The organism is Streptomyces sp. AC1-42W, assembly GCF_003248355.1.
Classification (GTDB): domain Bacteria; phylum Actinomycetota; class Actinomycetes; order Streptomycetales; family Streptomycetaceae; genus Streptomyces.
In genome coordinates this window covers 1,095,937-1,108,672 of record NZ_QKWY01000002.1, presented here as the reverse complement: position 1 = coordinate 1,108,672, position 12,736 = coordinate 1,095,937, and the positions used below count along the sequence as shown (strand labels likewise).

At 74.9% G+C, this 12,736-nt stretch carries 9 protein-coding genes; 3 read left to right on the top strand and 6 right to left on the bottom strand.

The annotated features are described in order from the left end of the window. A complete protein-coding gene (locus DNK56_RS22940) occupies positions 1-927 on the top strand; it encodes a hypothetical protein (protein ID WP_111337673.1) in 927 nt (308 codons plus the stop codon). 16 nt (positions 928-943) lie between these two features. Here DNK56_RS22940 and DNK56_RS22935 read toward each other — a convergent pair whose 3' ends face one another. Then, positions 944-2,611, bottom strand: coding sequence for a cell division protein PerM (locus tag DNK56_RS22935; RefSeq protein ID WP_111337671.1), 1,668 nt, complete (start codon positions 2,609-2,611; stop codon positions 944-946). 125 nt (positions 2,612-2,736) lie between these two features. On the opposite strand from DNK56_RS22935, the gene DNK56_RS22930 reads away from it, so the two are divergent. Next, on the top strand, positions 2,737-3,984 hold the full coding sequence (locus DNK56_RS22930) for a helix-turn-helix domain-containing protein (RefSeq protein ID WP_111339491.1): 1,248 nt from the start codon (positions 2,737-2,739) through the stop codon (positions 3,982-3,984). A gap of 102 nt (positions 3,985-4,086) precedes the next feature. On the opposite strand, the gene sucD is transcribed toward DNK56_RS22930, so the two are convergent. The 5 genes from sucD to DNK56_RS22905 all read right to left on the bottom strand — a co-directional run bounded on the left by sucD (position 4,087) and on the right by DNK56_RS22905 (position 11,131). Continuing rightward, positions 4,087-4,971, bottom strand: coding sequence for a succinate--CoA ligase subunit alpha (gene sucD, locus DNK56_RS22925; protein ID WP_111337669.1), 885 nt, complete (start codon positions 4,969-4,971; stop codon positions 4,087-4,089). 21 nt (positions 4,972-4,992) lie between these two features. Next, positions 4,993-6,174 (bottom strand): ADP-forming succinate--CoA ligase subunit beta, encoded by a 1,182-nt coding sequence (gene sucC / locus DNK56_RS22920; protein ID WP_111337667.1) that lies wholly within the window; start codon positions 6,172-6,174, stop codon positions 4,993-4,995. A 225-nt stretch (positions 6,175-6,399) separates the two neighbouring features. Further along, complete coding sequence (locus tag DNK56_RS22915; RefSeq protein WP_111337665.1) at positions 6,400-7,605, bottom strand: VWA domain-containing protein; 1,206 nt, start codon at positions 7,603-7,605, stop codon at positions 6,400-6,402. Beyond that, positions 7,602-10,022 (bottom strand): DUF5682 family protein, encoded by a 2,421-nt coding sequence (locus DNK56_RS22910; RefSeq protein WP_111337663.1) that lies wholly within the window; start codon positions 10,020-10,022, stop codon positions 7,602-7,604. Before DNK56_RS22910 ends, DNK56_RS22915 begins: the two co-directional genes overlap by 4 nt. Further along, on the bottom strand, positions 10,019-11,131 hold the full coding sequence (locus DNK56_RS22905; RefSeq protein WP_111337661.1) for an ATP-binding protein: 1,113 nt from the start codon (positions 11,129-11,131) through the stop codon (positions 10,019-10,021). Before DNK56_RS22905 ends, DNK56_RS22910 begins: the two co-directional genes overlap by 4 nt. Before the next feature lie 129 nt (positions 11,132-11,260). On the opposite strand from DNK56_RS22905, the gene DNK56_RS22900 reads away from it, so the two are divergent. Further along, entirely contained in the window at positions 11,261-12,658 is a 1,398-nt protein-coding gene (locus DNK56_RS22900) for an SWIM zinc finger family protein (protein ID WP_199563650.1), read from the top strand. Positions 12,659-12,736: the final 78 nt, after the last annotated feature.

Here is a 12,736-nt window from a genome sequence, read left to right as displayed (position 1 = left end):
ATGCCGGACCGACGCCGCCGCACCGCCTTCCGCCAGCCGCTGCCCGAGCGGACCACCCTGCTGATGCGCGAGCGCTCCTCCTCGTCTTCGTCCTCCTCCTCCGGCTCCTCCGATTCCGCCGGCGGGCCGCAGGGCGACGACAACCCCTTCGCGCCGCCGCCCGAGGGCCGGCCGGACCAGCCCTGGCAGCCGCGCCACCCGTCCGGCGACGGCGGCGGCGACCGACCCGAGGGCGGGTCCTCCTCCGACGACAAGCCCGTGTGGGGCAGCCAGTGGAGCAGCCGGCAGCCCGGCCGCGCGAACGGCCCCTTCGGTGGCCGTCCCGCCGGGCCCGGCGGACCGAACGGCAGGGGCGGCCCGGACGGCGCCCCGGCCGGCCCCCGCTGGGACCCGACCGACCCCATGCAGCGGCGCGCCCGCTATGCGCTGCTCTCCGGCATGTGGGCCTTCTTCTTCGCGATCTTCGACTTCTCGGAGATCGCCCTGCTGCTCGGCGCGCTCGCCACGTACTGGGCGGTCAGCGCGCTGCGGGCCAGGCCGAAGGAGCCGGTGCCGGGTACGCCGGGCGGGGCCGCGGGCACACCGGGCGCGGCAGCGGGCGCGGGTGCTGGTGCGCCGGGCGCTGCCGGGGCACCGGCGCCGGGGCCGGGGACCGGGGCCTGGGGGCCCGCCGCCGGGCAGGGCGGGCCGGCCGCGCCGAACCCGCGGGCCGCACAGCGCGGCGGCCGGCAGCAGACCACGGCCGCGGTCAGCGGTCTGGTGACGGGCGTGGTCGCGCTGGTGATCGTCGCGACGACGTTCACCGTGCAGATGGTCTACCGCGACTACTACACCTGCGTGAACGACGCACTCACCAAGTCGGGCCAGCTGGCCTGCAACGACCTGCTGCCGAAGCCGCTGGAGCCGTTCTTCGGCGTCAAGCACTGAGGCCGCCGTCGATGCTCTAGGGAGCCTTCGGCCCGGCGTCGTCCGGACCGGCGGCCAGGGTCCGCGCGTGCCAGGGGTCGGTCGGCAGGAAGTCGTACGCGTCGAGGTCCGCCTCCGCCCCGCCGGCGAACGGCGGTACGAGGGCGGGCGCGGGCGTTCCCTCGGGCTGGGGTGCGGCCTCCTCGGCTGCGCGGCGGCCGGTGCGGGACCACCAGCGGCGGCGGGGAGCCTCGGGGGGCTCGGGGACCGTCGGCCCGGTGGGCGCGGGCGCCGTCGCGGGCGCGGGTACGGGTACGGGGGCAAGTACGGGCGCGGGTGCGGCTTCGGGTGCGGGCGTGGGTGCGGCCGCCTTCCTGGTCTTACGGGCCTCGCCGGGCTTCCGGGCGTCCTCCGTGTCCGGAGCGCCGTCCTCCTCCCGCGTACGGCCGCGCAGCCGCCAGGCCCGCAGCAGCAGGGCCGCCGGGACGCCGATGACGGTCGTCCACGCCACGGCCGCCGCGCCGGTGAGCCACCACACCGGGCCGAAGACCGCCAGGGCGTGCGTGCCGAGCGGGCCCCCGGACGCCGCCGCCAGCACCGCGGCGCCGACCCCGCAGCCCAGCGCCCCCAGCGCGGCGGTGAGCGCGGTCTCCCCCGCGCCCCACGCCTCCTCGCGTACGCCGTCCCGAGGCGTCGCCCGGCCCACCGCGAACCGGGCGACGGCCAGCGCGGCCGCCACCGGAACCGCCCCGGCCGCCCAGTTCAGCGGGGTACCCGGACCCTGGGCCGGCATCGCGGCCAGCAGCGGGAAGTCCGGAACGGCCGGCGGGCCGGTGAAGGCGAGCGGGGTGACCGTGGACGCCGTACCGAGCGCGAAGCCCGGGCCGAGCCCGTACGCCGCACCCCACACCGCCGCGTTGGGCACCAGGCCCAGCGCCAGCAGGAGTACGGCGACCCGGCCGCCCCAGTCGTCGGCGAGCCGCAGGAACGAGTCCTGCGCCGGGCCGCCGTGCCAGACCAGCGCCGACGCCACGACCAGCGCCCCGCCGCCCAGCAGCACCGCCGTGCCCGCCGCCGCCGACCGGCCCACCGCGTCGGCGCGCCGCAGGAACCGGGTGCGCGCCATCGCCTCGTGCAGCCGTACCGGCGCCCAGGACGGCGGCGGGCCCAGCGGGTGCCCGCAGGCCGTCCACACCCCGGCCGCCGCTGCCGCCGCGACGACGAGCGCGGCGGGCAGGAGCAGCGAGAGCGGGCGGGCGGACAGCGAGGTGTCCCGCGCATAGAGCGCGACCGCCCCGCCGACCAGCAGGTATCCGCCCGTCACCAGGGCGAACGCGGCGCCGGGCGACGGGGCCACGCGCCCCTCGTCGGGTTCGAGGACGTCCCTGGCCGCCCGGTGCACCAGCCACACCGGCAGCACGGCGAGCAGCAGCGGAACGACCCCCATGGGCGCCGGGGCGCCGGTCAGCGTCGCGGTCCTGACCAGTTCGGCGCCGTGCGCCAGCAGCCACAGCGCGGCCGCCGCGTGGAACGCCTCGCCGGGGCCGCTGTCCGGTGCCGGGGAGCTGATCCAGAGCGCGGCGACGAGAACGGCGAGGGAGCCCAGCCCGAGCCCGGCCGCGATCGCGCCGCGCAGCGCTGCCGCGACCAGCACGGTTGGCCCCGCCTGCTGCGGAGGTAACAACGACGGGCTGCGTTCGGTCACTTGGGTCACGCGGCCATGCTCCCAACGACACGCGCTCAATCCGTGTAACGGGCGAACAGCCGGGGTGTCGATCAATATACGTTTATGTACTTTTTCACCCGGTGCGGGTCGTCTGGGCGGCCCTCATGACGCAGAGCACGTCCGAAACCGCCGCCGCGCCGCCGCTCCCCTCGCCGAAGGAGCGGCGGAGACTGCGCGAGGCGAAGTCGCTGACGGAGGACCAGGTGGCGGCGGCCGTGGGCGTCACCCGGGCGACGGTACGCGCCTGGGAGACCGGCCGGACCAACCCCCGGGGGCGCAAACGGGAGGCGTACGCCCGCCTGCTGCTCGGCCCGGCCGAAGCAGCCCCCGCCGCCCCGGTGACAGCCCCGGTGGCCGCCCCGGTCGCCGCTCCTGTGGCCGCCCCGGTCGCCACCCCGCCGGAGCCGCCGAAGCCGGTGGAGCCGCCGAAGCCGGAGCCCGTAACGCCGGAGTCGGTGGCGTCGCCGGAGCCGGGACACGTGGTGGAGTCGCAGCCCGCGCCCGTGGTGGAGCCGGATGTTCCGGACGGCCCCGCCGGAGACGACCCCGCCGACACCGGCCCCGCCGAGGCGTTCGACGCGCTGTACCGGTACTCCGCCGCGCCCCTCCTCCGGCAGACGTATCTGCTCACCGGGCGCCGGGCGCTCTCCCGTACCGCCGTGGCGAAGGCGTTCGAGCTGGCCTGGGAGCGCTGGCCGGAGGTCGCGGTGGACCGCGACCCGGTGGGCTGGGTGCGGGCGGCGGCGTACGAGTACGCGGTCTCCCCGTGGCGCCGGCTCAACCGGGAGCACCGGCGGCTCGACCCGCCGCCGGAGGCGCCCGTCCCCCGTGCGCTGCTCGACGCGCTGCTGGCCCTGCCGCCCGCGTACCGCCGCACGCTGGTGCTGCACGACGGCGTGGGGCTGGGGCTGCCGGAGACCGCGGCGGAGACCGAGGCGAGCACCCGGGCGGCGGCCGGGCGGCTGCTGACCGCGCGGGCGGCCCTCGCCGAGCGGCTGCCCGAGGTGTCGGAGCCGGAGCTGATCCACGAGCAGCTGGGCACGCTCGCCCGCAGCGGCCCCGCCGCCCCGCTGCCCGTGCCGGAACTGATCCGTACGGGCAGTGAGCGCAAGGCGCAGTTGTGGGCCAGGACGGCCATCGCGTTCACGGTGCTGATCGTCGGACTGACGCTGATCACGCTGGCGACGGCGCCCCGCAAGTACGAGACGCCGCCCGCACCGGCCCAGAAGGTCGGCGGGGTGCCCCCGGTCGGCGGTCCGCAGAAGCTGTCGCCGCAGGACGTGAAGCTGCGCAAGAAGCTCGGGGACGAGCTGTTCCACGGTCCGGCCCGGCTGATCCCCGAGGCGGGCTGAGCCGACCGGCGTACGACGACGCGGGCCCGCCCCCCGGCTGGGGGACGGGCCCGCGTCGTATGTGCGGTGACGCGCTGCCGCGCGGACGCGCGGCGGCCCGCGTCAGGCGCCGAGGATCTCGCGCGCCAGCTTGGCGGTCTCGGTCGGGGTCTTGCCGACCTTCACACCGGCGGCCTCAAGGGCCTCCTTCTTCGCCGCGGCGGTGCCGGAGGAGCCGGAGACGATGGCGCCGGCGTGGCCCATGGTCTTGCCCTCGGGGGCGGTGAAGCCCGCGACGTAGCCGACGACCGGCTTGGTGACGTTGGCCTTGATGAAGTCGGCCGCACGCTCCTCGGCGTCGCCGCCGATCTCGCCGATCATGACGATCAGGTCGGTGTCGGGGTCCGCCTCGAACGCCGCGAGGGCGTCGATGTGCGTGGTGCCGATGACCGGGTCGCCACCGATGCCGACGGCGGACGAGAAGCCGATGTCGCGCAGCTCGTACATCATCTGGTAGGTCAGCGTGCCGGACTTGGACACGAGGCCGATGCGGCCGGGCTTGGTGATGTCGCCCGGGATGATGCCGGCGTTGGACTGGCCGGGGGTGATCAGGCCGGGGCAGTTCGGACCGATGATCCGGGTCTTGTTGCCCTTGGAGCCGGCGTACGCCCAGAAGGCGGCCGAGTCGTGGACGGCGATGCCCTCGGTGATCACGACGGCGAGCGGGATCTCGGCGTCGATCGCCTCGATGACGGCGGCCTTCGCGAAGGCCGGCGGCACGAAGAGGACGGACACGTCGGCGCCGGTCTTCTCCATCGCCTCGGCGACGGTCCCGAACACGGGTACCTCGGTGCCGTCGAAGTCGACGGTCGTGCCGGCCTTGCGCGGGTTCACACCGCCGACGATGTTGGTGCCGTCACCCAGCATGAGCTTCGTGTGCTTCATGCCCGTGGCGCCGGTCATCCCCTGGACGATGACCTTGCTGTCCTTGGTGAGGAAGATAGCCATGGTGGTCTGAGTCCCTCTTCCTTACTTCGCAGCCGCGGCGAGCTCGGCGGCCTTGTCGGCCGCGCCGTCCATGGTGTCCACGCGCTGAACGAGCGGGTGGTTCGCGTCGGAGAGGATCTTGCGACCCAGCTCCGCGTTGTTGCCGTCGAGCCGCACGACGAGCGGCTTGGAGACGTCCTCGCCCTTCGACTTGAGCAGTTCGAGGGCCTGGACGATGCCGTTGGCGACCTCGTCGCAGGCGGTGATGCCGCCGAAGACGTTGACGAAGACGGACTTGACGTCCGAGTCGCCGAGGATGATCTCCAGGCCGTTGGCCATGACCTCGGCGGAGGCGCCGCCACCGATGTCGAGGAAGTTGGCCGGCTTCACGTTGCCGTGCTTCTCACCGGCGTACGCGACGACGTCCAGGGTCGACATGACCAGACCGGCGCCGTTGCCGATGATGCCGACCTCGCCGTCGAGCTTGACGTAGTTGAGGTTCTTGGCCTTGGCGGCGGCCTCGAGCGGGTTGGCCGCGGCCTTGTCCTCGAGAGCCTCGTGGTCGGGCTGGCGGAAGTCGGCGTTCTCGTCGAGCGAGACCTTGCCGTCCAGGGCCAGGATGCGGCCGTCCTTGGTCTTCACCAGCGGGTTGACCTCGACGAGGAGGGCGTCCTCGGCGACGAAGGTGTCCCACAGGGTGACCAGGGTCTCGGCGACCTTCTCGGCCACGTCGGCCGGGAACTTCGCCTGGGCGACGATCTCGCGGGCCTTCTCGATCGTGACGCCGTCGACGGCGTTGACCGGGACCTTGGCGAGGGCCTCGGGGGTCTTCTCCGCGACCTCCTCGATGTCCATGCCGCCCTGCACCGAGGCCATGGCCAGGAAGGTGCGGTTGGTGCGGTCCAGGAGGTAGGAGACGTAGTACTCCGAATCGATCTCCGGGGACAGCTCGGCGATCATCACCTTGTGGACCGTGTGGCCCTTGATGTCCATGCCGAGGATGTCGGTCGCGCGGGCGACCGCCTCGTCGGGGTCGGCCGCCAGCTTCACACCGCCGGCCTTGCCGCGGCCGCCGACCTTCACCTGGGCCTTGACGACCGACTTGCCGCCCAGCCGCTCGGTCGCCTCGCGGGCTGCCTCAGGCGTGTCGATGACTTCACCGGCCAGCACCGGTACACCGTGCTTGGCGAAGAGGTCCCTCGCCTGGTACTCGAACAGGTCCACGCGCGTCCGTCCCTTATCAATGGTCTCGCGGTTGGTTTTCTGCGTGGGCGTGCCGCGAGGGGCAACGTGACTGCGGTGTCACTGGGAAAGCGCACACGGTGACCGAATACGCGGCATGTCCATCTCGCAGGTTATCCCCGCGCCCCGCGTGACCCTAAATCGCAGATCACACCGGGACGGTGATTACGGTCACAGATCCGCCCTGGTGGGGCCGTGGGCCGCGGGTCATACGGGCTCCTTGTCGGGTATCGGCAGGGGCCGCTTCTCGATCGCGGCGGCCATCACGTCGGGGAAGAGGTCCGGGGTGCAGGCGAAGGCCGGGGCGCCCAGCGCGGACAGGGCCGCGGCGTGGTCGCGGTCGTAGGCCGGGGCGCCCTCGTCGGACAGGGCGAGCAGGGTCACGAACTGCACCCCGGACGCCTTCATCGCCGCGACCCGCTTCAGCATCTCGTTGCGGATGCCGCCCTCGTAGAGGTCGCTGATGAGCACGACGACGGTTTCGGCCGGCCGGGTGATCCGGGACTGGCAGTAGGCCAGGGCGCGGTTGATGTCGGTGCCGCCGCCGAGCTGGGTGCCGAACAGGACGTCCACGGGGTCGTCCAGCTGGTCGGTGAGGTCGACGACCGACGTGTCGAAGACGACGAGCCGGGTGCGCAGGGCGCGCATCGAGGCGAGCACGGCGCCGAACACCGACGCGTAGACGACGGAGGCGGCCATCGAGCCCGACTGGTCGATGCAGAGGATGACGTCCTTCTTCACCGACTGCGCGGCCCGTCCGTAGCCGATGAGCCGTTCGGGTACGACCGTGCCGGCGCCGTCCTGGCCGGGCAGCTCCAGGTAGTTCTTGAGGTTGGCCCGGATGGTGCGGTCCCAGTCGATGTCGTGGTGGCGGGGGCGGCTGACCTTGGCGGACCGGTCGAGCGCGCCCGTGAGCGTGGCGCGGGTGCGGGTGGTGAGCCGCTTCTCCAGCTGCTCGACGACCTTGCGGACCACGGCGCGCGCGGTCTCCTTCGTCGTCTCGGGCATGGCCTTGTTGAGCGAGAGCAGGGTGCCGACGAGGTGTACGTCGGCCTCGACGGCCTCCAGCATCTCCGGTTCGAGCAGGAGCGCGGAGAGGCCGAGGCGGTCGATGGCGTCGCGCTGCATGACCTGGACGACGGAGCTGGGGAAGTACGTCCGGATGTCGCCGAGCCAGCGGGCCACGGAGGGCGCGGAGCCGCCGAGTCCGGCGGAACGGCCCCCGTTGTTGCGGCCCCCTTCGCGTCCGCCGCTGCCGTAGAGGGCGGTGAGGGCCTGGTCCATCGCGGCGTCGCGGCCGGTGAGCCGGCGGCCGGTGCTCTCCTCGCTGTCGGCGCCGAGGACCATGCGCCAGCGGCGCAGCCGCTCGTCCCGCGCGGCGTCGGTGGCCGGGGTGTCGGTGGTCGTGGTCATGCCGTCTCCCCCAGGTGCGGGTCGTCGTGGTGGGCGGGGGCGCCGGGCGCGGGGCGCTCGTCCAGGCCGAGCAGCAGGCGCAGGACCGGGACCACCGCGTCGGCGCGGGCGGTGTCCAGGACCGGGGCGAATCCGGGCATCGTCGCCGCCGCGCCCGCCGGGGAGCCGGTCCCCGCCGGGTGGCCCGCGACCGGGCCGCGCCGCACGAGGTCGCCCAGGGTGCGCCGGACGCCGGATTCGTAGGCCGAGAACGTACGGCGCAGGAGCGGCAGTACGTCGTTGAAGGTGTCGGCGGGCACGCCGGTGAGCCAGGAGTCGACCAGGGCGAGCAGCCGTTCGTCGTGGACGAGGAGCATGCCGCCGCCCGCCGCGCCGCCGACGAAGCCCTCGATCCAGGCGGCGGCGTCGGCCGGCGGGGTGCCCGGTGAGAGGGCGAGGCCCATCAGCCGGGCGGCGGCGTCGTGGTCGAGGTGGCCGTCGTCCAGGAGGAGGCGGGCGGCCCGGCCCCGGATGACGCCCGCCACCGTGTCCCGGAGGGTGAGCTTGTGGAGGACGGCGCGCCACCGCGTCCGCAGGCCGTCCGCGCTCGACGGGACGGTGCCGGCGAGCAGGCCGATCGCGGTGTGCACGCCGTCCACCTGGCGGCGCAGCGCCTCCGCGCCCTCGGCGTCCAGTCCGGTGCAGGCGGGCGGCAGGCCGACGCAGATCCGTTCCGCGAGGCCGGCCGCGACCCCGGCGAGGGCGGTGGTGTCCGTGGCGCGGACGTCGCCGTAGCGCAGGGTGCGGGCCAGGGCGGGCAGGGCGTCCGCGAGGTGGCCGACGTCGGAGTCGAGCGCGGCCCGGTCCGCGAGGGCCCGCATCACGACGGGCAGGGCGTCCGGCAGGTCGGCGAGCAGGCAGCGCTCGGCCAGCGCGGTGACCTCGGCGAGGGCGGTGGCGGCCAGGGCGTCCGACTCGGCGCGGGCGGTGGCGGCGGAGAGCACGGTGGTGCCCCAGACGCCGGCTTCCGCGACGCGGACGTACAGCTCGGGCTCCCAGCGCAGCCGCCAGCTCTCCCGGAAGGTGCCGGTGCCGTTGCGGCCGGTGCCCGGTTCGCCCCAGCCGACGCCGAGGAGGCGCAGCCGGTGCAGCAGGCGGCTGCGGGCTGCGTCGGTGTCCTTGCGCAGGTCCAGCTCGATGTCCCGGTCGCCCGCCTCCGGCTTGAGGCGCAGGGTGCGCTGGAGGCGGGTGAGGTCGCGCTGGAGGGGGACGGCGGGGGCGGTGTCGGGGACCTCGCCGAGCGTGGTGCCGACGACGAGGCGGTCGTGGACGAGGGCGAGCGGGATGTCGGAGCCGTCGCACATGACGGCCCGGACGGCGTCGGTCGTCTCGCTGAGCCCGGCGAGCGGCCGGCCGCGCATGGCGGCGAGGGTCTCGGCGAGCCGGACGGCCTCGATGACGTGGGCGGACGAGACGAACCGGTCCTCGTCGCGCAGGAGTCCGGCGACCTTCGTCATCCAGCGCTCGATGGGGCGGTCCCGCGCGGTGAACAGGTGCTCGTACCAGCCGGGCGACTCGATGCCGGCGCCGTAGCCGCTGTGCCGGGCGAGCCTGCGGTGGTTCCAGGGCACCCAGGTCAGTTCGGCCTTGACCTTGGGCAGGCCCTTGAGCAGGGCCCGGTCGGCGGTGAGCGTGGTGCGCGTGCGCAGGGCGGGGACGTGCCAGGCGCCGCAGACCACGGCGAAGTCGTCGCCGAACTCCTTGGCGGCGGTCCGCAGCTGGAGGCGCATGTACGCCTCGCGCACGGCGTCCCTGGGGTGTCCGCCGTCGCCGTACGCCTCGCGCAGCGCGGTCATCGCCTCGCCGAGGGCGGCGAACGCGTCGAGCGCTCCCGCCGCCTCGTCGCCGCCGGGTACGCGGTGCTCGACGACGTCCTCCCACCAGCGCTCGGGGTCGTCGTATCCGGCGGTCTCGGCGAGCACCCGGATGGGGTCGACGGGGGCGGTGACGGGCTCGGGGGCGGGGGCGGGCTGTTCGCCGGTCTCCCCGTCCCCGTCGGCGCCGTCCCGGTCGGTCGCGGCGGCTTCCCGGTCCGGCTCCTCCATGGCCAGCGAGTGCGCGGCGGGCAGGTCGATGAAGCGGACGGGCACGTCGTGGGCGAGGGCCCAGCGGATCGCGATCCACTCGGGCGAGAACTCGGCGAACGGCCAGAACGCCGCCCGTCCTGGGTCGTCCACCGCGTGGGCGAGGAGGGCGACCGGGGGCCGCATCTCCTCGTCGGCGGCGAGCGGGAGCAGCGCGTCGGCCTCGGGCGGGCCCTCGATGAGCACGGCCTGCGGGTTCGCCGCGTCGAGGGCTGCACGGACGGCGCGGGCCGAGCCGGGGCCGTGGTGCCGGACGCCCAGCAGCAGCGGCCCCGTCGCACGGGTGACGGTCATGCGGACGCCTCCCGGCAGGCGCGGTAGAAGTCCTTCCAGCCGTCCCGCTCGCGCACCACGGTCTCCAGGTACTCCTGCCAGATGACCCGGTCCGCCGCCGGGTCGCGGACGACGGCGCCGATGATGCCGGCCGCGACGTCCGCGGGGCGCAGCACGCCGTCGCCGAAGTGGGCGGCGAGGGCGAGGCCGTTGGTGACGACGGAGATGGCCTCGGCCGTGGACAGCGTGCCCGAGGGGGACTTGAGCTTGGTGCGGCCGTCGGCGGTGATTCCGTCGCGCAGTTCGCGGAAGACGGTGACGACGCGGCGGATCTCGGCGAGGCCGTCCGGGGCGGGCGGCAGGTCGAGCGAGCGGCCGACCTGGTCGACGCGGCGGGAGACGATGTCCACCTCCGCGTCGGGTGTCGCGGGCAGCGGCAGGACGACGGTGTTGAACCGGCGGCGCAGGGCGCTCGACAGCTCGTTGACGCCGCGGTCGCGGTCGTTGGCGGTGGCGATGACGTTGAACCCGCGCACGGCCTGGACCTCCTGGCCCAGTTCGGGCAGGGGCAGGGTCTTCTCCGAGAGGATCGTGATCAGCGAGTCCTGCACATCGGCGGGGATGCGGGTCAGTTCCTCGATGCGGGCGGTCATGCCCCGGGACATGGCGCGCATCAGCGGGCTGGGCACCAGCGCGTCGCGGCTGGGGCCGTGGGCGAGCAGCTGCGCGTAGTTCCACCCGTAGCGGACGGCTTCCTCCGGGGTGCCCGCCGTGCCCTGCACGAGCAGCGTGGAGTCGCCGCTGACGGCGGCCGCCAGATGTTCGGAGACCCAGGTCTTGGCGGTGCCGGGGACGCCGAGGAGGAGCAGCGCGCGGTCGGTGGCGAGCGTGGTGACGGCGACCTCGACGAGGCGGCGCGGGCCCACGTACTTGGGTGTGATGACGGTGCCGTCGGGCAGCGTCCCGCCGAGCAGGTACAGGGCGACGGCCCACGGGGACAGCCGCCAGCGCTCGGGCCTGGGGCGGTCGTCGGCGGCGGCGAGCGCCTTGAGTTCGTCGGCGAAGGCGTCCTCGGCGTGCGGGCGCAGGGCCTCGCCGGAGCTTGCTTCGGTGGTTTCGGACACGGTCATGGATCTCCCCCTCCGGATCGGTCGACGGATCGGTCGGCCGGATGTGGTTCCACCGTGCACCATGGCACTGACAATCGGCCTTTGCGCAGGTCAGGGCGATTGTCAGTGGGGCGTCCTAACGTCGTTGGCATGCTGCTGACTGACGGGGGAGAACCCTTGGGAGCCGCTGCCTCGGCCGCGCGCTGGACGGTGGAGCAGGTCCTGGCCCTGGCTCCTGACGACGCCTCACGCAAGGCGGGGAACAAGCTCTGCGCGTCCGGTTCCTGGTCGGAGACCGGGGCGGACGGGACGGGTGCGGTGTGGGGGCTGTGCAAGGGCAGCGGAAGCAAGCCGTACCGGACGGTGGTGGACACCACCGGGCCCGCGTACCGGTGCAGTTGCCCGAGCCGGAAGTTCCCGTGCAAGCACGCGCTGGGCCTGCTGCTGCTCCACGCGTCCGACGACGCCGCGGTGCCGGCCGGGACGCCGCCGGACTGGGCGCGGGAGTGGCTGGACGGCCGGCGTGCCCGTGCGGAGGCCAAGGCGCGGCCCGCCGGGGCGGACGGCGCGTCGGGCGGTCCCGCCGATCCGGAGGCCGCGCGCAAGCGGGCGGAGAAGCGGGCCGAGCGGATCGGCGGCGGTGCGCGGGAGTTGGAGCAGCGGCTGACCGATCTGCTGCGCGGGGGGCTGGCCGCGGCCGAGCAGTCGGGGTACGGGCTGTGGGAGGAGACGGCGGCCCGCATGGTGGACGCGCAGGCGCCCGGGCTCGCGGCCCGGGTGCGGGAGCTGGGCGCGGTCCCGGCGTCCGGGCCCGGCTGGCCGGTGCGGCTGCTGGAGGAGTGCGCGCTGCTGCATCTGCTGGACGCGGCGTGGCTGGGCCGCGACCGGCTGCCGCCCACCCTGGCGGCCACGGTGCGTACGCGGGTCGGTTTGCCGGCCTCCCCGGAGGGCCCGCCGGTCCACGACCGCTGGCTGGTCCTCGCCCAGTACGACACGCACGAGGGGCGGATCGTCGCCCGCCGCATCTGGCTGTACGGGGAGGAGTCGGGCCGCACGGCGCTGCTGCTGTCCTACGGGGCGGCCGGCCGCTCCCCCGCCCTGGCCCTGCCCGTGGGCACGACGATCGAGGCCGGGCTGACGCCCTATCCGGGGGCCGGGCAGCTGCGCGCCGAGCTGGGCGAGGGCTTCGGCATCTCGGCGGACGCGGCGCCTCCGCCACCGGGGGGCACGGTCGCCGATGCGGTCGCCGCGTACGGGCGGGCCCTGACCGAGGACCCCTGGCTGGAGTCCTGGCCGGTGACGCTGCGCGAGGTCATACCCGTGCCGGCCCCGGACGGCTGGCAGCTGGTGGACACGGAGGGCCGGGAGGCCCTGCCGGTCGCCGCCGCCGCGCTGAACCGGCCGGCGCTCTGGAAGCTCGCCGCGGTCTCGGGCGGGGCCCCGCTCATCGTCTTCGGCGAGTGCGGCCACCGCGGCTTCGACCCGCTCGCGGCCTGGCCCGCGGCGGCGGGGGCGCACACGCCCGCCGAGACCGTGGCGCTCATCTGACCTTCGCCGTACGCCTGCCGACGCCCTCGCGGTCGCCTCTCGACGACTCACCGTACGCCTGCCGACGACTTCGCAGTA